The following is a 21605-nucleotide window of genomic DNA, read 5'->3' on the forward strand; positions in this document are numbered from 1 at the left end:
TAACGCAGTGCGACTTTAAAGTAACAGTGCCGCCCGGCTCAGGGCAGCGCCGCGTATCCGGTCGCGAAGTGATAGGGCGTGGTCGCCGGCATGTCGGGGCGCACCACCTGCCCCGCCGCGTCCAGGCATTCGTGCCAGCCACGCGCATGCAGAAAGCGCGCGCGCAACGCGCCGAGTTGCGCCGTCAGCGCGTGCCCGTCGCCGATGAGCGCCAGGTAGCGCGTGTATTCGGTCTGGGCCCAGACGCGCTCGACCGGGTCGCGCACCGCGCCGTCCAGATCGAGGGCCGCCACCACCGCATGCGTGTCGGCGCGCACGCCATGCTGGCGCGCCCACGCCGCGCCGCGCGCGATCGCGGCCTCGAGCTCGAGCCCGGCAAACACGTCGGGCGCGCTGTCGAGCAAGGCAAACCATTCGAACTGATGGCCCGGCTCGATGCGGTTGGACGGCGTGCCCAGCGGCGCCTCCGCCACGCACAGCGCGGGCGCGTGCAGATAGAGATCCGCCACGCCCTGCACCACGCGCCGCAGTTGCTGCGCGAACCAGGCCGGCTCCGCCACGGCGGCCGCGGCCAGATAAGCCTCGGTCAGGTGCATCACCGGGTTCTGCTCGGGCCCGCGCAGCACCGCGCGCCAGTCGGCCGACAGCGCCGCCACGTAATGGCCGTCGGCGCGCCGGAACTGCGCCTCGATGTTCTGCGCGGTGGCGAGCAGCAGCTCGCGCGCCGCGGGGTTCTGGCTGCGGGCCAGCCACGCGGCGCAGGCAAACACCACGAAGGCGTGGGTGTAGAGATCCTGCGTCGTATCCAGCGGCGCGCCCGCCGCATCGATGCTGTAGTACCAGCCGCCATCCTGCGGATTGCGAAAGCGCTGCTGCAGCGAGGCGAACAGCGTTGCCGCGTGCGCGGCGGCCGCGGCGCCGGGTGCCACCGCATGCACGTAGAGCTGGCGCGCGCAGGCCATGGCGCGATAACGGGTGTCGGGCAATGCGGCGCCGGTCACGCCATCGAGCGATTCGTGCGCCAGCCCGAGCGCGTCGTTCCATCCGGCCTGCTGCCAGACCGGCAGGATGATCTCGGCGTAGTGTTGGCGGAGCGCTGCCGCGAGCGGTGCAGCGGCGGAGAGGGGCAAGGCGGAAGGCATACGAAGGCGCGACTCGCGAGGTTCGGGAACGACGGGCGCGGCCGCCAAAGGCGTGGGCGGCGCGCATACCCGGCACGATACCGCAGATCGCCGCGCACCGCCGGGCGCCGCGACTGGCGCCGGCCCAAAAGCAAGAATGCCGCGCGAACGCGGCATTCCTGATGGGGTGGGAAGATGGTCAGCGGTAGATGTTTTCGCGCAGCCAATCCTGCGCGAAGGCCTCGGCGCGATTGCGAGCCTCGTCGAGCGAGTCGCAGGCGCCCAGGTAAGAAAAGGCTGCGTCGACCTCGGTACCGCCCTCGGCGGTCACGGTGAGCAAGACCCCGTATCCGCCAGTGTCCATGGCTGCCGTCGATACGTCGATCAGTACTTCCTGGTCACGATGCTGCATGGCGTCCTCCCAGTCGAATTACTGCTGCACACGAGCCGGATGGCCCGCATGTTCGTGGCGGTCAAATCGCCGCCATTACTACTTGGACTGTCCCAATGCCTGCAAGTTCAACCGCTATTGGCACGCAACCCGCAACAGTGTGTTCAGCGATGCGTGAACCTATTGCCGGTGGATTGCGCCCGGCCCCTCCATGTGCAATGCCAGCTTGCCTTTCTCCGTCAACACCAGCTGGCCGTCTTCGGATCTGCTTATGCATCGCAGCGTAATCAGCGCTTCGATGAATTTCTCGGGCACCTCGGTTTCCAGGCCTCGCCCCTGTTGGTGCTCGGCCAGCACTTGCAGCCAATAGGCCAATTCACCTTGTTGAATCTGGGGGCTTGCCATGAACGCTTATACCTCTATGTGATCAGCGTAGAACATACCATGCCCCCGTCGCGCCGCTCGTGATCGGCTGAAACAATTTTCTGCTTGCACGCGCATGGCCACAGCAATAAATTGAACTTGCCGGAGCCGCTGACACCCAATGCGTGCGTGGGCCGGCAAGAGCGCCCCAGACTCATCCGCGAGCTGGGGCGCTCTTCATTTGTGCCCCGCCTTCGCGCATCGATGGTCGCGCCCCGCGCACTGCCACGCATCGCTACCTCGTCACTCACCGCTCCAGCGCCCCCCCTTGGCCGTGTTCGCACGTCGCATGCCGGCATGCTTGCATCAACGGGCGCGACGCGGCCCCTTGTCTGGTCTACGGCAAGCCGCACGGCCTTCTTAATGCGGGTAAACGCACCGGCGCGCTACACGGGGCCTGCACACCCGTCGGGCCTGGCGCGCGTTGCCGTGTGCCGACACTCGCCCGTCGCCCTGACCGGCGCAACCCCATGCAAAGTGTGACCAGCCGTTGCCTCGCCGCGCGTTGCGCGGCGCACAAGCGCGTCCGCCTTCGTTGCCGCGCGAGCCCCGTCGCAGCTCGCGCGCCCGCCCGTGCTGCAGGGCAATGTTGCGGCCGCAACCGGTTTCTGCCACCCCGCCGCCCCCTGGAAAACCCTAGCGACAAATTGTCGCAGGGGGGCGTAGATTGGGTTCGACAGCAGCACAGCAGCACAAGCATCAGGCATCGATCCGCATCAGAACCATTCATCCCCTCGGGTGAAGTCGGAGGCAACATGACCTATGTCGCAGTCTGTTCGTTGTTGGTGATCCTGGCCATCGTGGCCCTGTTGGTGGCAACCATCCGGTTCGCCGGAAGCGAGACGCCAGCGCGCGTGTCGGCCGCATTGGGCGGATCCACGTTCGCCTTCCTGCTCATCCTGCCCGTGAGCATTCTGTTGATGCAAAGCTTCGAGTGAGTCTGGCGGGGCCCCGAGCGCCCGCAACGCTGCGCATCGCGCACGGCTGGCGCTGCGCACCGCCCGCATCGCGGCGCCGTCCGTGGCCTCAACGAAAAAACCCGCCGGCTGGCGGGTTTTTTCTTGCGTCGCGCGGGTTCAGTCGCGACCGAAGCTGCCGCGCACGCGGCCCAGCAGATAGGCCACCAGGCCCACGGCGAGCACGGCGCCCACGGGATGGCGGCGCACCAGCGTCGTCACCGAGTCGGCCACGTCATCGAGGTTGTTGGCCACGGCGCCGTAGGCGTTCTGCACCTTGCCCTCGACCTGGCGGGCCACGCCGCGCAGACGCGCGTCGGAATCGGAGAACGCATCTCCGAACGCTTCCTCACCGCGGCCCACGAGTTCTTTCACTTTTCCTGCTGCACGATCCACGCTCATTGCATCTCTCCTTCTGGTCCCGCCCGGCGACGGGAGTGTTGCGACGGCGCGCCGGCGCGGCACGCCGCCCTTGCAAGCCGCCCGCCATGCGGACGGCTGTGGCGATCACAGGCCGATCAGAGATCCAGCTTGTTGATCTTGGCGCCTTCGAGCGACACACCGGCCATCAGGCCCATGTTGTTCAGCACGAAGCCCACCACCGGCTGCTGCGCGGTGTTGGTGTCGATGCGGCCATTCGCACCGATGTTGGCCACGGCCACCGAAGCGTCGGCGCCGGCGGTCCAGCCATTGCTGTTGCGGAACTTGTCGAGCGCGTCCTGGGTCATGAAGAGCAGGATGACGGCCTTGGACTGGGCACCGGCCTGGAAGCCGACCGAACCGGCGGTGGTGCTGTAGTAGCCGGCGTTGGTGCCGCCCACGCGCAACACGCCCTTGCCGTGCTGGGCGCCGACCACGAAGCTGGCGCTCACGACCGACGGGAACACCAGGACGCCCTTGGCGCGCTGGACCAGTTCCTTGGCCTGCGGCGAGGCTTGGTAGAGTTTGCTCAGTGCGGCGTCGGCGCTGGAGTTGATCTCCTGGCGCTGGCTGGTCGCCGTGCCGGTGTCGTGCGGCTTGGTGGTCGTGCAACCCGTGAAAACCAGCCCGGCGAGGGCAACGGTTGCGGCGGCGAGACCGCCACGGCGCAGACCGGAATTGTGTTTGAACATGGGGGCTCTCCCTGTGGTTGTGTGTGAAACAACCTTATCAAGCCCTTTGTGCCAATCCACTACAGCACGGCGACATTAGCGCTGCAAAAACTACCGGATGTGTCTGCAAGCCGCGTGCCTGCTACACGCGGGCACACTTTCCGGCCGTGTGCCGTCACATTCTGATGACATCCTGATGTACAGCCGCCCGTCAGGCGGCGCTGCGCGCCAGCGCGCCGAGGCGCGGAAGGCGTCCGCCCAGCGCCGACACCAGCACACTGGCCGCGATCAGCGCGAGGCCGGCGATCAGGTCGCCCGACAGGCGCTCCTGAAACACCAGGGCGGAGATGAGCAGGCCGATGAGCGGCACGCACAGCATCGCAATCGAGGTGGCCACCGGCGGCATGCGCTGCGTCATGCCGAGCACCACGATGAAGGTCAGCGCGGTGGCGAGCGGCCCGGTGTAGGCGATCAGCGGCCACACCGCGGCGTCCGCGAGAAAGGCCGGCGCGCCGTCATGCAGCCAGGCCAGCGCCAGGAGCGGCACGGTGGCGACGGCGGTCTGCCACGGAATCATCTCCGCGCCGAGCCGCACATGCCGTTGTGCGCGCAACTGAATGATGTTGCAGGCCCAGGCGAACGACGCGCCCAGCAGCATGGCGAGCCCGACGACGAGCTGGGGCTGCCAGGGCGAGAACGCCGGCGCCACGATCACGCCGATGCCGGCATAGCTCAGCAGGGTGGCGACCCACTGCACGCCGTTGAGGCGTTCGCGCAGCAGCAGCGACGACAAAGGGATCACCCAGATCGAGGTGGCGTAGGCAATGATGGACGCGCGGCCCGGCGGCACATACTGCAGCGCCCACAGCGCCAGGGCCGTGAAGGCCCCCATCTGCAGCAGGCCGACGCCCGCCACCAGCGGCCATTCGGCACGCGTGGGCCGGCGCAGCCGGCCCAGCACGGCGAGCACCACCACGCTCAGCAGCGCGGCCGACGCAAAGCGGCTGGCCGCCAGCCAGAGCGGGCTCATGTGGCCCAGCCCCAGTTTCATCACGGGCCAGTTGCCGCCCCAGATCGCCACGGCCCCGACCAACGGACCGAACCTGCCCCACACACTTTGCTGCTGTGCCATCGAAGACTACCGAACGCGTTTGCGGACCGTCCGATACGGCCCAGGATACGAGCGCAAAGTCTATCGGGGGTGGCGCCGCACTTGTAGCTGCAATACACTGCCAGGCAGCCCTATAACAGCACAGCCGAATCGTTTTAACTCAATAGAAAGGCACGATATGCTGGACATCTCCCTGGATGCCACCGACATACGAATCCTGAACGAACTCCAGCGCGACGCCCGCCTCACCAATGTCGAGCTGGCGCAGCGGGTCAATCTGTCGCCCTCGCCCTGCCTGGCGCGGGTCCGCAAGCTCGAGGCCGACGGCCTGATCGACCGTCGCGTCACGCTGCTCAACGCGCGCAAGCTCGGCCTGAAGGTCAACGTCTTCATTTCGATCTCGCTGGACAAGCAGCGCAAGGCCGCGCTCGACGTGTTCGAACGCGAGATCGCGGTGCTGCCGGAGATCATGGAGTGCTATCTGATGTCGGGCGACGCCGATTATCTGGTGCGCGCGCTGGTGCCCGACGTGGACGCGCTCGAGCGGCTGATCGTGGAGCACATCACGCGCATTCCCGGCGTGGCGAGCATCCGGTCGAGCTTCGCGCTCAAGCAGGTGCTCTATACCACCGCCGTGCCGCTGTCCTGAACGCGCTCAGTCGGCGCCGCGCTCCGGCTCGCCGCCCAGGCGCGCCAGCCGGCCCTGCACGTGGCGCGACATCTGCTCGTAGTGGCTGGCGAGCCGCCGCAGCTCGTCCTCGTCGAGGTCCTCCGCGTCCACCAGGCTGTCGTCGGCGCCGCGTAGCGCCAGCAGCAGCTCGTCGAGCTTGAGGTGCACGGCCTGGCTGTCCTTGTTCTGGCTCTGCTGGATCAGGAACACCATCAGGAAGGTGATGATCGTGGTGCCGGTGTTGACCACCAGTTGCCAGGTCTCCGAATAGCCGAAGACCGGACCGGTCACACACCACACCACGATCGCGGCCAGCGCCAGGCCGAAGGCAATCGGCGAACCCGTCCAGCGCGTGACGGTCCGCGCGAACCGGTCGAAGAAGTGGCCGTGCTTGCGCTGGCCGCCCGCGGCCGGCGCGGTGCGATCGCCGTTGCCCTGCCCTTCGCCCGGCGCGTCGCGCCTGGTCTCGCGACCGCCTCGCCCCCGTGCGGGGGCCCGGCAGGCCGGCCCACGCGATGCCTTGCGTCCGCGCAGCACGCGCACAGGGTCGGGACGGCTCGGCGGCTGCGGTTCTCCATTGGGATTTGGGCGGTTCATGGGGCTCCTCCGTGGCGGCACGACGGCCTCCAACATAGCCATCGGCATCCCCCTGCACAAGCATCCGGCGTGCCCGGGCCGAAAGCCCGGTCCGGCCCGGCAGGTCGTCTCCCTGCCGCCCAAGCCCTCCCGCCGGCTCGACCAGCGGGGTGCATGCCACCCGGCTCATTCGGCCGCCGCACCCTTCCCGCGCGATACGCCGTTCAAGAACGCATCCACCCGGTGGCCGATGACTTCGTCCAGATCGTCGGGTACCGGCAACTGGTAGACCCACTTGCGCACGCCCATATAGAAGAAACTGCTGTGGAAGCCCCAAAGCACCTCGGTGTCCAGCATCCTCTGCCGCGTGCCCAGCCGGCCGGTCTCGCCATTGTGGTGGCGCAGCTCCTTGATGATGAGCGCGAACACGCGCTCATGGAGCAGCTTCAGGTAGCGCTGGTTGAGCGTGGGATCCTGCAGCCCCGCATACAGGAAGATGCGCACCCACTCGCCATGCAGGATGGCCCGCGTGTAATCCGTCAGGTAACTCACCAGCCGTTGCCGCAACGGCACGCTGCGATCTGCCAGCATCCGTTCCCAGGCCGGATCCCAGCGGCTCAGGAATACGCGCTCGTAGACCTTCTCGATCAATAACTGCTTGCTCGGAAAGTAGCGGTACAGCAGCGGCTGGGTGACGTTCAGGCCGGCGGCGAGCTCGCGCGTCGTGAGGGCAAACCCCTTTTGCGCAAACAGCGTGATCGCGCGGTCAACGATCTGAGTCTCCCGGTCCGCCGCGGACAGGTTCACGCGGCGGGTCACCGCATCGACTCGGTCCGAATTCTTGGTGACTTTCATCATGCTTTCCCCTGGCGCCACTGCCGGCCCATTGATGGTAGCAATTTATCAACTGATAATTTTTTTATCACTCGATAAATAAGGCCCGGTTCGACGCGCGTCTGCCGACCGGCCGCCACACCCCCCGCGCTCGAGTGATTTCTTCTGGAGACATCACATGACAATCCTCGGCATCGATCATTTCACCATCCGCACGCCGGACGTCGAGCTCAGCGCCAGGTTCTATCACGAGGTCGTTGGCCTGGCGCATGGGCAGCGTCCCGGATTCGCGTTCCCCGGCGCCTGGCTGTACGCGGACGGCCGCCCGATCCTGCACCTGGTCGGCGCGCCGGAAGGCCAGGCCGAACTGATCGCCTACCTCGGGCAGCGCGATACGGGCAACGGCGCCGGCAAGGGCACCTGCAAGGGCGCAGGCCGCCTGGATCACATCTCGCTGCGGGCGAGCGGACTGGCCTCGATGCAAGAGAGGTTGTTGGCGTGCGGGCAGCCCTTCCGCGAACGGGTCGTGCCCGACGTGGCGGAGCACCAGGTGTTCCTCGAGGATCCCAACGGCATCACGATCGAGCTCATCTTCCCCTTCTCGCCCGACGACCGGGTCGTGGGCGAACGACTCGATGCGCCGGAGATGACGGCATGAACGGCCCGCGTCCCACCCAGGCCCCCCCGGGAGCCGCGCCGCGGCCGATCCACCTCGGCGTCATCGACTTGTCCTTCCACCGAGCCACCGCCGCCGTGGTCTGCGCGGTCCTGCGCCGGCTCGGCCACGAGGTGAGCCGCAGTTTCGCGCCGCACGAGGAGGCGTTTGCGCAACTGCGCAGCGGTGCCGTCGACATGGTGGCATCCGCCTGGCTGCCGTCCAGCCACGGCGTCTACCGGCAGCGCGTCGAAGAAGTGGTGCGCACCCGCGCGTTCGGCCTGCACTACGAACCCTACGCCCTCTGGGGCGTGCCCGATTACGTGCCCGCCGAGGTCGTTGCAGCGGTGGCGGACCTGCTCAAGCCGGAGGTGCGCAGCCGCATGATCCCGTTGATCCAGGGCATCGGCCCGGGCGCCGGCATCACCCGCTTCTCGATCCGGATGATGCAGGCGTATGGCCTGAGCGACGCCGGCTACCGTTTCCAGACCGGCACCCAGGAGGAATGCTTCACCGCCTTCGAGCGTGCCAGCGCGGCCGGGCAATGGATCGTGGTGCCTTTATGGCACCCACAGTTCCTGCACGCCCGCCACAGCATCCGCGAGCTGCGCGATCCGCTCGGCCTGCTCGGCGGCACCGACCGTGCGGTGCTGCTGGCCCGCGAAGACCGCGTGGCGGCCCTGCCCGCCGCGCACCTGGCCGTGCTCGACCGCATCCGGCTGTCGAATCCCATCGTGGCCCAGCTCGACCATGCGATCAGCCGCGAGGCGAAGACGGCCGACCAGGCCGCCGCAGCCTGGCTCGCAGCCCATCCCGAGCTCCTCGCCGCGTGGCTATCTGCAGACGCGCCTGACGGGGCGGCCACGCCTGCCGCCCTCCGTCCGCCCGCGCCCGCCCACCGGCTGCAAGACCAAGGAGGTCTGCGATGAACACCCCCGTCTCCCCTGAAACCCGGCTCGCGGCGCTATCGCTGCAATTGCCCCCGCTCGCGCCGCCCCTGGGGCACTACCTGCCCTGGACCATCGTCGGCGACACCTTCATGACCTCCGGGCAATTCCCATGGCTGGGCGGCGACCTGCAGTACCGGGGCCGGCTCGGCCGCGAGCTCGACCACGCGCAGGGCTACGCGGCGTGCCGCCTGGCCGCACTCAATGCGATCGCGCAGTTGAAAGACGCGGTGGGCGACCTGTGGCGGGTGCGGCAGATCTACCGCCTGGAGGGCGTGCTGAATGTCGTGGACGGCTACACCCGCCATCCCGAAGCGCTGGACGGCGCTTCCGACCTGATCGCCGCCGTGTTCGCGGAACGCGGCCGCCACACCCGCATGATCTGGACCAATCCGGTCATGCCGCTGGACAGTGTTTGCCTGGTGTACCTGTTTGCCCAGATCGATCCCGCCCCGGAGGCCCAATGACCAGCTCCCACCGTCTCTTCATCGCCAGCTGCCTGTCCATCATGACCACCTCGATGATGTTCTCGATCCGGGCCGACGTGCTGCAACCCGTCGCCGACGCGTACCATCTGTCGAACGCCATGATCGGCATGACCATGTCCTCCGCATTCTGGGGCTTCACGCTCGGCATCATCGCAAGCGGCCTGATCGTGGATCTCGTCGGCATGAAACGGCTGCACGTGTTTTCGGCGGCCGCATATCTGGCGGGGATCGCGCTGATCCTGTGGGCGCCGGCGCCGGCCGTCGGCGCCGCCTCACCCGTCCATGTCTTCGACGCTCCCGGCCCCACCCTGCTGTATTTCGGGTTTCTGGTGACCGGCATCGCGCAGGGGGCCGTCGAAGGCGTGACCAACCCGCTCGTCGCCACGCTATTTCGCCACGACAAGCGGCGCATGCTCCACAAGCTGCACGCGTGGTGGCCCTGCGGTCTGATCGTGGGTGGGCTCACGGCCTGGACGCTCGCCCGGCTCGGGCTCGGCTGGCAGGTCCGCCTGGCGAGCGTCGCTTTGCCCGTCCTGGCTTATCTCTACCTGATCCTGCCCCTGCGGTATCCGGCCTCCGAGCGCGTCCATGCGCAGATCAGCGGCATGCAGATGCTGCGCGAGGCGCGCCGTCCGGCCTTCATCCTGCTGTTCGCGGTGATGTGGCTGACCGCCGCGACCGAGCTCGCGCCCGACCAGTGGTTCGCGAAGATCATGGCCGACATATTGCCCGCGCTGAGCCATGGGTCGATCCTGTTCCTGGTCTACACCGCGGGCCTGATGTTCGTGCTGCGCCAGTACGCGGCCGGCTGGCTGTTGCACCGGCTCTCGCCGTTCTCGGTGCTGACCTGCAGCGCGGCGCTGGCGCTGGCGGGCCTGATGACGCTCGCGCTGCTCGATCCGAACAGCCTGCAGGCCGGCGCCATCGCGCTGCTGGGCGCAACCCTGTTCGGCGTCGGCAAAACCTTCTTCTGGCCGACGATGCTGGCGCTCACGAGCGAACAGTTCCCCCGCGGCGGCGCGTTGCTGCTCAATCTCGTCGGCGGCGCCGGCATGCTGTCGGTGATGGTCGCGATGCCGGTGCTGGGGCGCATCATGGACCGCTCGGACACGCAGCAGGCACTCCTGCAGTTCAGCGTGCTGCCGGCGCTCCTGATCCTGATCTTCGGCGCGGTGTGGGCTTGGCAGCGCCGCGGCGGTGGCTACGCGCCGCAGACGCTGCAATGAGCCGCACGGGGCGGGCGGCCCGCCCCGTGCGGCTCAACGATTCCAGGGCGCGGGCCCGCTCACCGGTTCCGCCAGGTCTTCGGCGTCGAGCTCGTCCTCGCCGTCGGCCAGCGCCAGGCCGCGCGTGAGCTCGAGCGCCTGGCGCTCGAACAGGCGGCGATACAGGCCCTGGTCGCGCCGCACCAGCTCGGCGTGGGTGCCCTCCTCGATCACGCGGCCGTGCGCCATGACCAGCAGGCGGTCGAGCGCCCGCACGGTCGAGAGCCGGTGCGCGATCACCAGCGTGGTGCGGCCTTCCATCAGGCGCTCCATGGCCTGCTGGATCAGCATCTCGCTTTCGCTGTCCAGGCTCGAGGTGGCCTCGTCCAGGATCAGGATCGGCGCGTCGGCCAGGAAGGCGCGGGCGATCGCCACGCGCTGGCGCTCGCCGCCGGACAGCTTGACGCCGCGCTCGCCCACCAGCGTGTCGTAGCCCTGCGGCAGGCGCGCGATGAACTCATGCGCGCTGGCCAGGCGCGCCGCGCCCTCGATCTCGGCGCGCGAGGCGCCGGGCCGGGCATAGGCGATGTTCTCGGCCAGGGTGCGGTGAAACAGCACCGGCTCCTGCTGCACGATCGCGATCTGGCTGCGCAAGGAGCCCTGCCGCACGGTGGCGATGTCCTGGCCGTCGATCAGGATGCGGCCGCCGTCGATGTCGTAGAGGCGCTGGATCAGCTTGACGAAGGTGGTCTTGCCGGAGCCCGAATGGCCCACCAGCCCGACCCGCTCGCCGGGCGCGATGCGCATCGAGAAATTCTCGTAGAGGGGCGAGCTGCGCGGACCATAGCGGAACGTGACGTTCTCGAACCGGATCTCGCCGGCGCCGATGCGGATCGCCGTCGCGCCGGGCGCGTCTTCGACGCCCAGCGGCTGGCGCTCCAGGGCCACCAGTTCTTCCATGTCGTTGACCGAACGCTGCAGGTTGCGGATGTGCATGCCCACGTCGCGCAGATAGCCCTCGAGCACGAAGAACATGGTGAGCGCGAAGGTGATGTCGCCCACGCTGGCCTGCTTCGAGGCCCAGAGATAGAGCGCGGCGCCCAGCATGCCGACCTGCATCAGCACCAGCATCAGCCCCTGCACGCCGCCGTTGAGCGTGCCGCGCACCCAGGTGCGTTGGGTGCGCGCGCGCCACTTGCCGACCACCCAGCCCAGGCGGCGCTGCTCGCGGTCTTCGGCACCGAAGGCCTTGACCACCGCGTTGCAGCTGATGGCGTCGGCCAGCGCGCCGCCCATGCGGGTATCCCAGGCGTTGGCCAGGCGCGCCGCCGGCGCCACGTAGGCGAGCGACAGAAACACGGTGACGCTCACGTACACCACCGAGCCCAGTCCCACCACGACGCCCATGATGGGCCAGTGCGCGCCCAGCATCAGCGTGGCGCCCACCAGCATCGCCACCGAGGGCAGCAAGGCGATCAGCAAGGTGTCGTTGAGCAGGTCGAGCGACCACATGCCGCGCGTGATCTTGCGCACCGTGGAGCCGGCGAAGCTGTTGGCGTGCCAGTCGCTGGAAAAGCGCTGCACCCGGTAGAACGCGTGCGAGGCGATGTCGCTCATCATCTTCAGCGTGAGCCGGATGATGTTCATGTAGACGCCCTGGCGCAGCAGCGTGCCGGTGAGCCCGAGCGCGGCCAGCGTCATGAACGCCGTCAGCGCCGCCTGCCAGGCGAGCTCGTCGGCCGCCACGCCCGAGGCGACCGCGTCGACCAGGCGTCCGGCGAACAGCGGCGTCGCCACGTCGGCGGCGGCGGCGGCCAGCGCCAGCAGCGCGATCGCGACAATGCGCAACGGCTGGCGCGCCCAGTGTTTGAAGGTGAAGCCCAGGACCTCCTTGAAGGCCTGGCCGCGGAACATCGATTGTTTACTGGCCATATGACTGCTGGCCGCGCCACGCGCGGCACTCTCCATTGCGCAGGGATCCTGCCCTGCGGATTGCGGGGCCCCGGGGCCCCGGCCCGATGCACGGCGCGGACGCGGAAGGCGGCCTTGCCCGTACACTCGGGTTTTCGTTTTCAACTATGCGCCGCGCAGGCGCGGGATCACCATGGATAACCAGGAAGTACTCATCGCCCTTGCACAGGCCATCCAGAGCATCGCGGCCAAGCAGGCCGTGGCCGAAGCCGTGCTGCAAAGCCTGATCGCCACCCAGCCCGCCGAACAGCGCGAACAGTTCGTGGCGACCTTTCTGCAGTCCACCGAAGGCCTGATGGTGAGCGGTGATGGGCAGCCCCTGACCGGCGCCACGCTGGCGCAGGTGACGCTGGCGGTCAATGCCTACCTGGAAACGGCGGGCAGCAAGCCGCTGGCGCCGCGCAACTGATCCCTGCCTCGGGATTTACGTTTTACGGCCCCGACGCACTGGGGCCGGCGACGGTCGCGGCGCGACCGTCGCATGAGGCAGCAGGAGTCCGCGCACCAGATGCACCGGCGACAGCGTCGCGGCACGATTGTTGGTTGTGATGGGCATCGCGGACCTCCTTTGCGGCAAATGGCGGCAAGCCTGCATTCTAGCGGCAAGCGCGCCCGCTTGCCGAGCCCCGCGTGCCGCGTGCGGGGTTCACTTGCCCAGGTCGACCTGATCCTGCAAGGCCTGCGCCGCCTTGAGCTGCGCCTCCAGCGCCGGCATGCGCTCCTGCGCATAGGCCCGCACCTCGGCATCCTTGCCCTGCAGCGCGGTGCGTGCGAACAGCGTCAATGCATCCTGGTGCGCCACCACGCCAAAGCGCAGGGCGTAGGCCCGGTCGAACTCCACGCCCTCCTGTTCGGCCAGCGCAGCCAGCTTGCCGTTGCCGCTGAACGAGGGCGCGTCGGGCACCGTCACGCCCTTGCGCTTGCCCAGTGCGTCCAGGCCGTCGAGCGCCTGCGTGAGCGTCTGACGCGTCTGCTCGGCATAGGCCTTGACGGCCGCACTCTGCGCCCGCTCGCTGGCGAGCTGGCTGCCGGCCAGTTCGGCCCGCGCACCCTGGGCGGCGCGTTCGATGAAGTCCCGGTCGGCGGCGTCCAGCGCGTCGGCGGCCGCCGCCGGCGCCACCATCGTGGTCGATAAGGCCCCTACCGCTCCGGCCAGCACGCCCGCCAGCGTCAGCGCGCGCCAATGTCGTCCAAACCTGTTCATGGTTGCTGCCTCCTTTCTTGCACCAGAGGGATGTCGAAGCGCGCCGGCAGGCACGCAATGAGGACCAGCTTAGCGCCCTGCGCGGGCCGGGGCGGTGACAGATCGTCGCCGTCGGTGCCCGGCGTGGGGATGTCCAATTTTGTCCCCAATTTTTGACGGGATCAATCGTGACGTGTCAACCGATTGAAACATAAGGACACCACTTTGCCATACAATGGAGCTTAATGACTTATTCTTCTGATTACATCGTCTGGTGGAATAATCTTTTCAGGAATACCGGGTTTATCCCTAGTCAATGCACATGCACAATGCAGTCATTGGGAAACACACAACGAACTGCGACGGATGTACCGCCGGGTCCGGATCCCAGATCCAAGAGAAACGGAGGAATAAACCATGAAGACCCTTACCAGCGCCCTTTTCCTATCGATGGCTGTCCTGAGCACCGGTGCTCTGGCCTCGCAAAACATCGAGCCGAACAACGTCCCGTTCCAGGGCGTGTACGGCCAGGTCGACGCCAGCGCCGCCAGCCGTGACCAAGTGCAGGCCGAGCTGGCCCAGTCGAAGGCCAACGGCACCTACACCTTCGGCGAAAGCGAAGCCTACCCGGCCGTCCAGGCCGACCGCGGCACCGCGGTGACCCGCGAGCAAGTGCGCGCCGAACTGGCCCAGGCCAAGGCGAACGGCACCTACACCTTCGGCGAGCTGGACTACCCGCCCGTCAAGTAAGCAGGAACCGGATCCCGCCGTATCGGGGGTCCGGGCAGGAACCGGGAAGGCAGCACGCGCCCGGGGCAGTGACCCAGGTCCGCTGTATACCTGGGGGCAAGAGCCGGGTCTCGCAACACACCCGGTGCGGTACGAACGCCGGCGCCCTGCGCCGGCGTTTCCTTTTTTGCGCGCGGATGAGGCGTGCCGTAAGCTGGGCGCCCGCCACAGGAGTTTCGCTCGATGCAAGATACCGCCGCCCTGCTCGCCCACTGGGAGCCCGTGCTGCGCCGCCTCGCCGCGGCCGAGCCCGACGGCGACGCCGCGCATGACATCACCCACCTCACACGCGTGTGGGGCAATGCCCGCGCGCTCCTCGACCACCATGCCGAGGCCGACGCGCTCGTGGTGATGGCGGCCGCCTATCTGCACGACCTCGTGAACCTGCCGAAGAACCATCCGGATCGCGCCCGCGCATCGACGCTTGCGGCGGACAAGGCCTGTGCGGCGTTGCGCGACGCGGGCTTTCCGGCGTCGCGGCTCGATGCGGTCGGACACGCCATCGCGGCCCACAGTTTCTCGGCCGGCATCGCGCCGCGCACCCTCGAAGCCAGGATCGTGCAGGATGCCGACCGGCTCGATGCGCTCGGCCCGGTGGGCCTGGCGCGCATGCTGCACATCGGCGCGACGCTCGGCCGCGCGATCGCGCATCCCGACGATCCGCTGGCGCGCGACCGCCCGCTCGACGACGCCCGCTACACGCTGGATCATATCGAGGTCAAGCTGGCACGCCTGCCGGCCACCATGCAGACCGAGGCCGCGCGCACGCTCGGCCAGGCGCGGCTCGACTGGATGCAGGCATTCCGCCACGGCTTCGCCGCCCAGTGGACCGGCGCCGCCCCCGACCTGCCGACCTGAATCCTGCGCCCGAGCGGCTCGACCGGCCGTCGCGCCTGCTCGGCCGGCCCCTGCCGCGCGGCGATTTGGCCGCGGCCCCGACCGGGCGCACAATGACGGTTTGCCCGCCGTGCCCCGCGCCATGCCGCTCCTGAAAATTCGTTGTGTCCGCAACCCGTCGACCTGCAACCCGTCGACCTGCAACCGATTGACCTGCAACCCATCGCCCCGCAAGACCGCCACCGCCACGCTGGCCGCCGCCCTGACCCTCTTGCTGACCGTCCCGCCCGGCGCGCGCCCGGCCCTGGCGCAGGCCGCGCCGGCCGCCGCGGGCGCCCCGGGCCAGCCCGGGGCCGAGCGTCCCCACCGGCCCGAGCCGCATATGGCGCCGTTCAATGCGGTCAACGCCTCGGCCGACGTGCTGGTCAATGCCCGCGACGCGGCCGCGTTCCTGCACGCCGACGCCAAGGACGCGCTGCCTGCGCTGGAGCAGGGCAAGGTCGAGGTCAACGACGTGCGCGAGAACTGGCCGCCCGATGGCGGCCCCTACACGCTGAACTACGCCTACCAGAACACCGGCGGCCTCATCCTCGTCTCCGGCGTGATCGTCAACCGCGACGCCACCCAGGCCCGCGCGCGCTTCCGCCAGACCGGCACCGAGCTGCGCGACGACTCGCTCAAGCAGGCCCTGCAGCTCAAGCCGCTCGACGGGCTGAAGGGCTGGCAGGAAGAGGTGCAGGCCTGGTCGGCGGCCGAGGGCGAACGCGAGACCCATCCGGCCGGCATCGTTGCCGTGATGCGACGCGGCCCCAACGTGGCCTACGTGATCGTGCTGGGCAAGGCGGCGCCCAAGACCGCCGCGGCCTTCAAATCGTTCATGGGCCAGAAGGCCGACCGCATGCTGACCTTCACGCCCGACCTGCCCGCGCGCTGAACCTCACCCGCCGCGCCTGGCCGGCCGTACCTCACCGGCCGCGCCTCACCAGCCCCGCCTGACCGGCCGGTCAGGGACGGCCGGTCAGGCACGGAAAATGCGTGCAAGCCGGCCGGGATGCCCTTTATCATGAGGGCGCCTTTTCCCCGACACACATAGCGAGGACGCGTGCCGATGCGCCTGAAGTCGCTGTTCCGTCTGGACCTGCTGCGACTGATCCTGGCGCTCGCCGTGGTCAGCGCCGTGCTCACCCTCATCAATGGCGTGCAGGCCACGTACCGCATCCAGCGCGACGTGCTGCTGCAGGCCACCCTCGAGGCCAACCGCAGCTACGCGGCCAAGCTCGCCGAAAACACCCAACAGTTCCTCACCACCGCGCAGCAGCGGCTGGCCTACAGCGCCGGCCTGCTGGGCGATACGATGGACGACGGCGCGCGCCTGAACGAAGAGGTGGCGCGGCTGCGCGACGCGCAGCAGGCCTTCAATTCCACCATCGTGGTGGGCTCCGACGGGCGCGTGCGCGCCGCCATGCCGGAGAGCATTTCGCAGCGCCTGGTGGGCACCCTGCTCTCCACCGTTGGCGCGCGCGAGGCGCTCGACGCGCAGGCGCCGGTCATCAGCCGCCCCTACATGTCGGCCGCCGGCAACCTCCTCATCCACATCAGTTACCCGATCCGCGGCGGCGACGGCAGCTACCAGGGCTACGTGGCCGGCACCATCTACCTGCAGCAGAACAGCGTGCTCCAGACCCTGCTCGGCGTGCACTATTACCGCGACGGCTCGTATCTCTACGTCGTGGACCAGGACCACCGCATCCTCTACCACGCGCAGCAGGACCGCGTGGGCGAGGTGGTCAACGGCAACGTGGTGATCGAGGCCGTGCTGCGCGGCGAGGCCGGCGCGCGCGAACTGATCAACAGCCGCGGTGTGCCCATGCTCGCGGGCTACGCGCCGGTGGGCGTCTCCGGCTGGGGCGTCGTGGCGCAGCGGCCGGTGGCGGCCGCGCTGGCGCCGGCCGGCGCGCTGATGGGCACGATGTTCCTGCATCTCCTGCCCATGACCATCGTGGCGTTGGCCCTGATCTGGTGGCTGGCCTACCTGATTTCCAAGCCGCTGCGCGATCTCGCCAACGCCGTGCAGGCCGCCGAGGCGCCGGAGGTCCCCCAGCAGGTCAAGGGCGTGCGCGCCTGGTACTTCGAGGTGCGCCAGCTGCGCCGCGCCGCCCTCACCGCCCTGACCGTGCTGCACGAACGCATCGGCTCGCTCAATCGCGTCACCCTCACCGACGGCCTGACCGGCCTGCTCAACCGGCGCGGCCTGCAGGCCACGCTGCGCGAGTGGCAGACGATGCGGCGGCCGTTCTCGGTGCTCGCGATCGACGCCGACCGGTTCAAGGCGGTCAATGACACCTACGGCCACGCCGAGGGCGACGAGGTGCTGCGGCGGCTGGCCCGCATCATGGTCAACCTGGTGCGCGGCGGCGACCTCTGCTGCCGCACCGGCGGCGAGGAGTTCCTGATCCTGCTGCCCGAGACCGGCCTGCAGGAGGCGTGCCAGCTGGCCGAGCGGCTGCGCAAGGCGGTCGAGGCGCAGGCGCCGGGCGCCGGCCGGGTCACGATTTCGGTGGGCGTGGCCTATTGCGACGGCGCCGCCGACCATCAGGGCCGCACCCTGCGTTGCGCCGATGCCGCACTCTATCGGGCCAAACAGCTCGGCCGCAACCGAATCGAGTGCGAGCCCACCACGGAAAGCGAGGCGGCAATACACTAGCGCCGGTGCGCGGCGCCCTTCAGTGTGAACCGGCCCTGTGCGCACCCCACAGCAGGGCCGCCTCGCGCAGCACCGGCAGGCCCCACGGAGACGCCATGTCCGCGAGTCTGCAAGCCGCCGTGTTTCGCCAGCTGCACCAGCAAGCCCAACCGCTGCGCCTGCCCAACGTCTGGGATGCCGGCAGCGCCGCGCAGATCGAGAGCCTGGGCGCCCAGGCGGTGGCCACCAGCAGCGCCGCCGTGGCCTGGTCGCTGGGCTACCCCGACAGCAATACCGTGCCGATGCACCTCTACCTGGCCCAGGTGGCGCTGATCGCGCGCGTGATCCGGATCCCGATCTCGGTCGACATCGAAAGCGGCTACTCCCGCACGCCCGAAGAAGTGGGCGAGGCGGTGGCCCGCTTCATCGACCTCGGCGCGATCGCGATCAACATCCAGGACGGCACCAGCGAGCCCGACCTGCTGGCGCGCAAGATCGAAGCCGCGCGCCATGCCGGCGAGACGCGCGGCGTGCCCCTGTTCATCAACGCCCGCACCGATGTCTATGCGCGCGACCTGGTCCCGCAGGGCGAGCGCGTGGCCGAGGTGCTGCGCCGCGCGGCGCAATACGAGGCCGCCGGCGCCGATGGCCTGTTCGTGCTGGGGCTGACCGACACCTTCGAGATGCGCAGCGTGGCCGACGGCACGCCGCTCGCGCTGTCTCTGGCCGCGACGCCCGGGCTGCCGCCGGTCGGCGAACTGGGCGCCTTCGGCGTGCGGCGCGTGAGCATGGGATCATTGGTGCCGCAGGCGCTCTGGCTGCAGGCGGGTGCGCTGGTGTCGGCCTTCCTGGCCGATGGTCGCAGCGAACCGCTGGTGCGCGGCGCGGGCGCCTACGAAGAGATCAACAGCCTGTTCAGAACCGCAACGGAGAACGCCCGATGACGATAGTGGTGCACACCGCCGACGCCCGCGCCCTGTGGCAGACCATCCGCGACAACATGGGCCGGATCGACGACGGCGCCGTGGCCGGCGACGGCACCTGGAAGAAAGACGACAGCGAACGCGCCACCAAGGTCTTCTACGCCCCCAAGACCGGCGAGTACGACAAGCGCGCCTATTTCGTGGGCACGATGCGCACCGGCCAACTGCTGCTGCTCGATCTGCTGCCGGGCAACGAGCCGCTCAACTGGCAGCTGTTCGGCATCCTGCACGGCCGCATGGTCAGCCTGCTCATGACCGCGCACCCCGACGAGATCCTCTCGCTCAACGTGTTCCCGAACCGCCCCGTGCCCGCGGCCTGAGCCGCGCGGCGCCGGCTCAGCCGGCCATGTTCTGCATCATGCTGCCGGCCACGCCCATGGCCAGCACCGCCACGACCATGGCGGGCAGCAGCGACAGCAGCGCGCCCACCAGCGCATACTTGCGCGCGACCTGTGGCAGCGCGCCCGCGACGGCGTTCGCAAGCACCCAGACCGAATACAGCAGCAGCACGAGCACCACCTTGGCGGGCAGGCCCAGCGCGGTCAGCGCGATCGCGATGACCTCGATCACGATCGATGAGGCGGCGATGAGGTTGAACAGGCTGCCCTCGCCGTTCCAGCGGCCGCCCACGCGCAGCCAGCCATACATCACCAGCCAGATCATCAGCGTCGCGCCCCACGATGCCGCCAGCTCCGTGGCCGTGAAATACGGCAGCAGGCTCGCGTGCTCCGCCAGCGCCGCCGCCGGCACGCCGCGCTGCGCGGCCGCCTCGAGGCCGGCCTGGGTTTCGTTCACGGCGCTCAGGAACGCCGTCAGGCTGACCGCCAGCACCGAGTACACCGGCGAGTAGTCGTAGCCCTGCATGGGCAAGGGCTTGAGAACGAAGGCGCGCCAGGCGGCGCGAAGCATGGCAATCATCGGAGGCAGAGGCGGGAGGAAGGTGGACGCGCCCGCGCCATGGCGCGGCGGCGGGCAGAGAGGGGCAAGCATACCCGCGCTCATGCGCCCGGATCAAACCGGCGCGGCGCTGTGCGAAAATGCGGTGTTCTCTCCACGCGCAGGCCATCATGTCGACCAACGTCTTTCTCGAACGCTTCTCCGGCGCGCCCGTCGCGGCCCTGACCGACGTGCTGGCGCTGTTCGCGCCCTATGGCGAGATCACGCACATCGACGACCGCTTCGAGGTCCTGTTTGCCGACGGCAACGTGGCGCGCCTGGCCTGGATCGACAGCGCCGACGGCATGGCCGTCGACACCATCGGCTTCGAGGCCGCCGAGCTCGACGACCCGCTGCGTCACCTGGTCTACACCGCGCTGCAGCGCTTCGGCTTCGTGGCGCTCGACGACGAGGGTCGCCAGGCCTATGTGCGCGTGGGCCTGGCCCAGGCCGTGCCCGCGGCCCTGCGCGACGACCTCAAGGGCGGCGTGATCGAGGTCGGCCACCCCAACGAGCTCTGGCCCGACCTGCACTGAGCCCGGACCGGCCGCCCGCTAGCGGCGACCCCAGCGCCAGCCCTGGCGCAGGTCGTCGGCCATCGGCACCGCGGCCAGCAGCGCCAGCGCGCCGGCCAGCGGCAGGGTCGCGCCAAAGCCGAAATGCGCAAAGGCGTACGCACCGCCCACGCCACCCGCGAAAAACAGCATCACCAGCGTGGTCAGCACCCGCAGCTTGGCCCGGTCGGCGCGCACGTGCAGCGCCGGGTCGTCCACCTGCGCCACGTTCCAGTAGCAGAGTTTGCCGAGCTCGATGCCGATGTCGGTGACCATGCCCGTGATGTGCGTGGTGCGGATCTCGGCGCGAGAGACCTTGGTGATCATTGCGTTCTGCAGACCCATGATGAAGCACAGCAGCATCACGGTGACGGGCAGATAGAGCCAGCGATGCTGCTCCAGATTGGCGCCCAGCAAGCCGAACGCGAGCAGCAGCGCCGCCTCGAAGGCCAGCGGCAGCGCATAGCCGCTGCTCAGGTGCGCGCGCCGGCCCAGGTTGATGAGAAACGCCGAGGCGGCCGCGCCGGCCACGAAGGACATCAGCGCCCCCGCCCCCTGCAACACCACGATCAGGCTGCCCAGCGCGAGGTAATCGGCCATGCTCGATACGATGCCCGACATGTGCGAGGTGTATTGCTGCACGGCCAGGAAACCGCCCGCGTTGACGGCGCCCGCGACCGTGCTCAGGATGTAGGCGAGATGGCGGTTGGCCTCGGGACTGCGCTGCAGGGCGGTCAGCGCTCGCAGATAGGGTATCGCCACGTTGCCGTTCCGGATCGGTTGAGTAAGCCGCGTCATGATTGAAAACGCCGTCTCATTCTAGTCCCGCCAGGCGCGCGTCCCGACAAACTGTCGGGACACGACGAAAACCGCACCGTTTCCTTTCCAGGAGCCGCTTGCCCATGCACAGTCCCGTCCATCCCGGCGAAACCCTGCGTGTCGAAGTGATCGAGCCCGCCGCCCTGTCCGTCACGGACGCGGCCGGGCGATTGGGCATGTCGCGGGTCGCCCTTTCGCGCGTGCTCAACGGCAAGGCCGGAATCAGCGCCGAGCTCGCGTTGCGGCTCGAGCAGGCCGGCGCGGGCGCGGCGCGCGACTGGCTGGCGCGCCAGGCCGACCACGACCTCTGGCAACTGCGACAGCAGGCCGCGCCCGCGGTGCGGCCCCTGCTGCCCGCCACCTGATTCCCGCAAGCACGACG

Annotated in this window: 27 protein-coding genes; 15 read left to right on the forward strand and 12 right to left on the reverse strand. The window is 68.9% G+C overall.

Annotated elements, in window-relative coordinates:
* Positions 1 to 38: 38 nt before the first annotated feature.
* From CEG14_RS17260 to CEG14_RS17270, 3 genes are all read right to left on the reverse strand, one after another.
* Complete coding sequence (locus CEG14_RS17260) at positions 39 to 1142, reverse strand: AGE family epimerase/isomerase (RefSeq protein ID WP_094827659.1); 1104 nt, start codon at positions 1140 to 1142, stop codon at positions 39 to 41.
* Between the two features lie 178 nt (positions 1143 to 1320).
* Complete coding sequence (locus CEG14_RS17265) at positions 1321 to 1533, reverse strand: hypothetical protein (protein WP_094801752.1); 213 nt, start codon at positions 1531 to 1533, stop codon at positions 1321 to 1323.
* 159 nt (positions 1534 to 1692) lie between these two features.
* Positions 1693 to 1917 carry a hypothetical protein gene (locus tag CEG14_RS17270; RefSeq protein ID WP_094827660.1) on the reverse strand — a complete coding sequence of 75 codons (225 nt, stop codon included), beginning with the start codon at positions 1915 to 1917 and terminating at the stop codon, positions 1693 to 1695.
* A 773-nt stretch (positions 1918 to 2690) separates the two neighbouring features.
* On the opposite strand from CEG14_RS17270, the gene CEG14_RS17275 reads away from it, so the two are divergent.
* Entirely contained in the window at positions 2691 to 2873 is a 183-nt protein-coding gene (locus CEG14_RS17275; RefSeq protein WP_094827661.1) for a hypothetical protein, read from the forward strand.
* A gap of 138 nt (positions 2874 to 3011) precedes the next feature.
* On the opposite strand, the gene CEG14_RS17280 is transcribed toward CEG14_RS17275, so the two are convergent.
* The 3 genes from CEG14_RS17280 to CEG14_RS17290 form a co-directional block, all read right to left on the reverse strand.
* Entirely contained in the window at positions 3012 to 3293 is a 282-nt protein-coding gene (locus CEG14_RS17280) for a CsbD family protein (RefSeq protein WP_094827662.1), read from the reverse strand.
* 116 nt (positions 3294 to 3409) lie between these two features.
* The gene (locus CEG14_RS17285) at positions 3410 to 4003 is read right to left on the reverse strand and encodes a BPSL1445 family SYLF domain-containing lipoprotein (RefSeq protein ID WP_094827663.1); all 594 of its coding nucleotides are present in this window, start codon (positions 4001 to 4003) and stop codon (positions 3410 to 3412) included.
* Positions 4004 to 4193: 190 nt separating this feature from the next.
* Positions 4194 to 5114, reverse strand: a complete 921-nt coding sequence (locus CEG14_RS17290; protein WP_094827664.1) for a DMT family transporter — start codon at positions 5112 to 5114, stop codon at positions 4194 to 4196.
* Between the two features lie 157 nt (positions 5115 to 5271).
* Between CEG14_RS17290 and CEG14_RS17295 the strand changes: the two genes are divergently transcribed.
* Entirely contained in the window at positions 5272 to 5742 is a 471-nt protein-coding gene (locus CEG14_RS17295) for an Lrp/AsnC family transcriptional regulator (protein WP_094827665.1), read from the forward strand.
* A 6-nt stretch (positions 5743 to 5748) separates the two neighbouring features.
* Here CEG14_RS17295 and CEG14_RS17300 read toward each other — a convergent pair whose 3' ends face one another.
* Together CEG14_RS17300 and CEG14_RS17305 are read right to left on the reverse strand one after the other, a co-directional pair.
* Entirely contained in the window at positions 5749 to 6360 is a 612-nt protein-coding gene (locus CEG14_RS17300) for a low affinity iron permease family protein (RefSeq protein ID WP_094827666.1), read from the reverse strand.
* 165 nt (positions 6361 to 6525) lie between these two features.
* On the reverse strand, positions 6526 to 7197 hold the full coding sequence (locus CEG14_RS17305; RefSeq protein ID WP_256985814.1) for a TetR/AcrR family transcriptional regulator: 672 nt from the start codon (positions 7195 to 7197) through the stop codon (positions 6526 to 6528).
* 154 nt (positions 7198 to 7351) lie between these two features.
* Here CEG14_RS17305 and CEG14_RS17310 point away from each other — a divergent pair, with 154 nt between their 5' ends.
* From CEG14_RS17310 to CEG14_RS17325, 4 genes are read left to right on the forward strand one after another with little or no spacing between them, the layout of a single operon-like run.
* Positions 7352 to 7831: a VOC family protein gene (locus CEG14_RS17310; RefSeq protein ID WP_094827667.1), complete on the forward strand. Its 480-nt coding sequence runs from the start codon at positions 7352 to 7354 to the stop codon at positions 7829 to 7831.
* Complete coding sequence (locus CEG14_RS17315) at positions 7828 to 8757, forward strand: glycine betaine ABC transporter substrate-binding protein (protein WP_094827668.1); 930 nt, start codon at positions 7828 to 7830, stop codon at positions 8755 to 8757. The genes CEG14_RS17310 and CEG14_RS17315 overlap by 4 nt, the downstream gene beginning before the upstream one ends.
* Complete coding sequence (locus CEG14_RS17320) at positions 8754 to 9242, forward strand: Atu1372/SO_1960 family protein (protein ID WP_094827669.1); 489 nt, start codon at positions 8754 to 8756, stop codon at positions 9240 to 9242. Before CEG14_RS17315 ends, CEG14_RS17320 begins: the two co-directional genes overlap by 4 nt.
* Positions 9239 to 10489 (forward strand): MFS transporter, encoded by a 1251-nt coding sequence (locus tag CEG14_RS17325; protein WP_094827670.1) that lies wholly within the window; start codon positions 9239 to 9241, stop codon positions 10487 to 10489. The genes CEG14_RS17320 and CEG14_RS17325 overlap by 4 nt, the downstream gene beginning before the upstream one ends.
* A gap of 33 nt (positions 10490 to 10522) precedes the next feature.
* Here CEG14_RS17325 and CEG14_RS17330 read toward each other — a convergent pair whose 3' ends face one another.
* Positions 10523 to 12400, reverse strand: a complete 1878-nt coding sequence (locus CEG14_RS17330) for an ABC transporter ATP-binding protein (protein ID WP_094827671.1) — start codon at positions 12398 to 12400, stop codon at positions 10523 to 10525.
* A gap of 172 nt (positions 12401 to 12572) precedes the next feature.
* On the opposite strand from CEG14_RS17330, the gene CEG14_RS17335 reads away from it, so the two are divergent.
* Entirely contained in the window at positions 12573 to 12848 is a 276-nt protein-coding gene (locus tag CEG14_RS17335; RefSeq protein WP_094827672.1) for a hypothetical protein, read from the forward strand.
* Between the two features lie 237 nt (positions 12849 to 13085).
* Here the strand turns inward: CEG14_RS17335 and CEG14_RS17340 are convergent, their stop codons facing one another.
* Positions 13086 to 13643 (reverse strand): DUF4142 domain-containing protein, encoded by a 558-nt coding sequence (locus tag CEG14_RS17340; RefSeq protein ID WP_094827673.1) that lies wholly within the window; start codon positions 13641 to 13643, stop codon positions 13086 to 13088.
* Positions 13644 to 14039: 396 nt separating this feature from the next.
* On the opposite strand from CEG14_RS17340, the gene CEG14_RS17345 reads away from it, so the two are divergent.
* From CEG14_RS17345 to CEG14_RS17370, 6 genes are all read left to right on the forward strand, one after another.
* The gene (locus CEG14_RS17345) at positions 14040 to 14372 is read left to right on the forward strand and encodes a DUF4148 domain-containing protein (protein WP_094827674.1); all 333 of its coding nucleotides are present in this window, start codon (positions 14040 to 14042) and stop codon (positions 14370 to 14372) included.
* A gap of 222 nt (positions 14373 to 14594) precedes the next feature.
* Positions 14595 to 15269: an HD domain-containing protein gene (locus tag CEG14_RS17350; RefSeq protein ID WP_094827675.1), complete on the forward strand. Its 675-nt coding sequence runs from the start codon at positions 14595 to 14597 to the stop codon at positions 15267 to 15269.
* A 187-nt stretch (positions 15270 to 15456) separates the two neighbouring features.
* Entirely contained in the window at positions 15457 to 16182 is a 726-nt protein-coding gene (locus CEG14_RS17355; RefSeq protein ID WP_094827676.1) for a hypothetical protein, read from the forward strand.
* Positions 16183 to 16356: 174 nt separating this feature from the next.
* Positions 16357 to 17952 (forward strand): GGDEF domain-containing protein, encoded by a 1596-nt coding sequence (locus tag CEG14_RS17360; protein WP_094827677.1) that lies wholly within the window; start codon positions 16357 to 16359, stop codon positions 17950 to 17952.
* 95 nt (positions 17953 to 18047) lie between these two features.
* The gene (locus CEG14_RS17365) at positions 18048 to 18875 is read left to right on the forward strand and encodes an isocitrate lyase/PEP mutase family protein (protein WP_094827678.1); all 828 of its coding nucleotides are present in this window, start codon (positions 18048 to 18050) and stop codon (positions 18873 to 18875) included.
* On the forward strand, positions 18872 to 19234 hold the full coding sequence (locus tag CEG14_RS17370; protein ID WP_094827679.1) for a hypothetical protein: 363 nt from the start codon (positions 18872 to 18874) through the stop codon (positions 19232 to 19234). Before CEG14_RS17365 ends, CEG14_RS17370 begins: the two co-directional genes overlap by 4 nt.
* Before the next feature lie 16 nt (positions 19235 to 19250).
* On the opposite strand, the gene CEG14_RS17375 is transcribed toward CEG14_RS17370, so the two are convergent.
* Positions 19251 to 19823 carry a hypothetical protein gene (locus CEG14_RS17375; protein WP_094827680.1) on the reverse strand — a complete coding sequence of 191 codons (573 nt, stop codon included), beginning with the start codon at positions 19821 to 19823 and terminating at the stop codon, positions 19251 to 19253.
* A gap of 158 nt (positions 19824 to 19981) precedes the next feature.
* Between CEG14_RS17375 and CEG14_RS17380 the strand changes: the two genes are divergently transcribed.
* A complete protein-coding gene (locus CEG14_RS17380; protein ID WP_094827681.1) occupies positions 19982 to 20386 on the forward strand; it encodes a hypothetical protein in 405 nt (134 codons plus the stop codon).
* Positions 20387 to 20404: 18 nt separating this feature from the next.
* Here the strand turns inward: CEG14_RS17380 and CEG14_RS17385 are convergent, their stop codons facing one another.
* Positions 20405 to 21202, reverse strand: coding sequence for a YoaK family protein (locus tag CEG14_RS17385; RefSeq protein WP_373454206.1), 798 nt, complete (start codon positions 21200 to 21202; stop codon positions 20405 to 20407).
* A 104-nt stretch (positions 21203 to 21306) separates the two neighbouring features.
* On the opposite strand from CEG14_RS17385, the gene CEG14_RS17390 reads away from it, so the two are divergent.
* Positions 21307 to 21588, forward strand: a complete 282-nt coding sequence (locus CEG14_RS17390) for a HigA family addiction module antitoxin (protein ID WP_094827683.1) — start codon at positions 21307 to 21309, stop codon at positions 21586 to 21588.
* The last annotated feature ends 17 nt before the right edge of the window (positions 21589 to 21605 follow it).

The organism is Bordetella genomosp. 1 (assembly GCF_002261335.1).
In the GTDB taxonomy this organism is placed as follows: domain Bacteria; phylum Pseudomonadota; class Gammaproteobacteria; order Burkholderiales; family Burkholderiaceae_B; genus Bordetella.

Bases quoted from the DNA above. Each gene is read 5' to 3' on its own strand.
- CEG14_RS17330 (WP_094827671.1), bottom strand. From the start codon at position 12,400: ATGGCCAGTAAACAATCGATGTTCCGCGGCCAGGCCTTCAAGGAGGTC.
- CEG14_RS17280 (WP_094827662.1), bottom strand. From the start codon at position 3,293: ATGAGCGTGGATCGTGCAGCAGGAAAAGTGAAAGAACTCGTGGGCCGC.
- CEG14_RS17385 (WP_373454206.1), bottom strand. From the start codon at position 21,202: ATGACGCGGCTTACTCAACCGATCCGGAACGGCAACGTGGCGATACCC.
- CEG14_RS17325 (WP_094827670.1), top strand. From the start codon at position 9,239: ATGACCAGCTCCCACCGTCTCTTCATCGCCAGCTGCCTGTCCATCATG.
- CEG14_RS17390 (WP_094827683.1), top strand. From the start codon at position 21,307: ATGCACAGTCCCGTCCATCCCGGCGAAACCCTGCGTGTCGAAGTGATC.
- CEG14_RS17380 (WP_094827681.1), top strand. From the start codon at position 19,982: ATGTCGACCAACGTCTTTCTCGAACGCTTCTCCGGCGCGCCCGTCGCG.
- CEG14_RS17275 (WP_094827661.1), top strand. From the start codon at position 2,691: ATGACCTATGTCGCAGTCTGTTCGTTGTTGGTGATCCTGGCCATCGTG.
- CEG14_RS17320 (WP_094827669.1), top strand. From the start codon at position 8,754: ATGAACACCCCCGTCTCCCCTGAAACCCGGCTCGCGGCGCTATCGCTG.
- CEG14_RS17360 (WP_094827677.1), top strand. From the start codon at position 16,357: ATGCGCCTGAAGTCGCTGTTCCGTCTGGACCTGCTGCGACTGATCCTG.
- CEG14_RS17345 (WP_094827674.1), top strand. From the start codon at position 14,040: ATGAAGACCCTTACCAGCGCCCTTTTCCTATCGATGGCTGTCCTGAGC.
- CEG14_RS17290 (WP_094827664.1), bottom strand. From the start codon at position 5,114: ATGGCACAGCAGCAAAGTGTGTGGGGCAGGTTCGGTCCGTTGGTCGGG.
- CEG14_RS17370 (WP_094827679.1), top strand. From the start codon at position 18,872: ATGACGATAGTGGTGCACACCGCCGACGCCCGCGCCCTGTGGCAGACC.
- CEG14_RS17310 (WP_094827667.1), top strand. From the start codon at position 7,352: ATGACAATCCTCGGCATCGATCATTTCACCATCCGCACGCCGGACGTC.
- CEG14_RS17365 (WP_094827678.1), top strand. From the start codon at position 18,048: ATGTCCGCGAGTCTGCAAGCCGCCGTGTTTCGCCAGCTGCACCAGCAA.
- CEG14_RS17260 (WP_094827659.1), bottom strand. From the start codon at position 1,142: ATGCCTTCCGCCTTGCCCCTCTCCGCCGCTGCACCGCTCGCGGCAGCG.
- CEG14_RS17270 (WP_094827660.1), bottom strand. From the start codon at position 1,917: ATGGCAAGCCCCCAGATTCAACAAGGTGAATTGGCCTATTGGCTGCAA.
- CEG14_RS17285 (WP_094827663.1), bottom strand. From the start codon at position 4,003: ATGTTCAAACACAATTCCGGTCTGCGCCGTGGCGGTCTCGCCGCCGCA.
- CEG14_RS17265 (WP_094801752.1), bottom strand. From the start codon at position 1,533: ATGCAGCATCGTGACCAGGAAGTACTGATCGACGTATCGACGGCAGCC.
- CEG14_RS17375 (WP_094827680.1), bottom strand. From the start codon at position 19,823: ATGCTTCGCGCCGCCTGGCGCGCCTTCGTTCTCAAGCCCTTGCCCATG.
- CEG14_RS17340 (WP_094827673.1), bottom strand. From the start codon at position 13,643: ATGAACAGGTTTGGACGACATTGGCGCGCGCTGACGCTGGCGGGCGTG.
- CEG14_RS17315 (WP_094827668.1), top strand. From the start codon at position 7,828: ATGAACGGCCCGCGTCCCACCCAGGCCCCCCCGGGAGCCGCGCCGCGG.
- CEG14_RS17305 (WP_256985814.1), bottom strand. From the start codon at position 7,197: ATGATGAAAGTCACCAAGAATTCGGACCGAGTCGATGCGGTGACCCGC.
- CEG14_RS17300 (WP_094827666.1), bottom strand. From the start codon at position 6,360: ATGAACCGCCCAAATCCCAATGGAGAACCGCAGCCGCCGAGCCGTCCC.
- CEG14_RS17295 (WP_094827665.1), top strand. From the start codon at position 5,272: ATGCTGGACATCTCCCTGGATGCCACCGACATACGAATCCTGAACGAA.
- CEG14_RS17335 (WP_094827672.1), top strand. From the start codon at position 12,573: ATGGATAACCAGGAAGTACTCATCGCCCTTGCACAGGCCATCCAGAGC.
- CEG14_RS17350 (WP_094827675.1), top strand. From the start codon at position 14,595: ATGCAAGATACCGCCGCCCTGCTCGCCCACTGGGAGCCCGTGCTGCGC.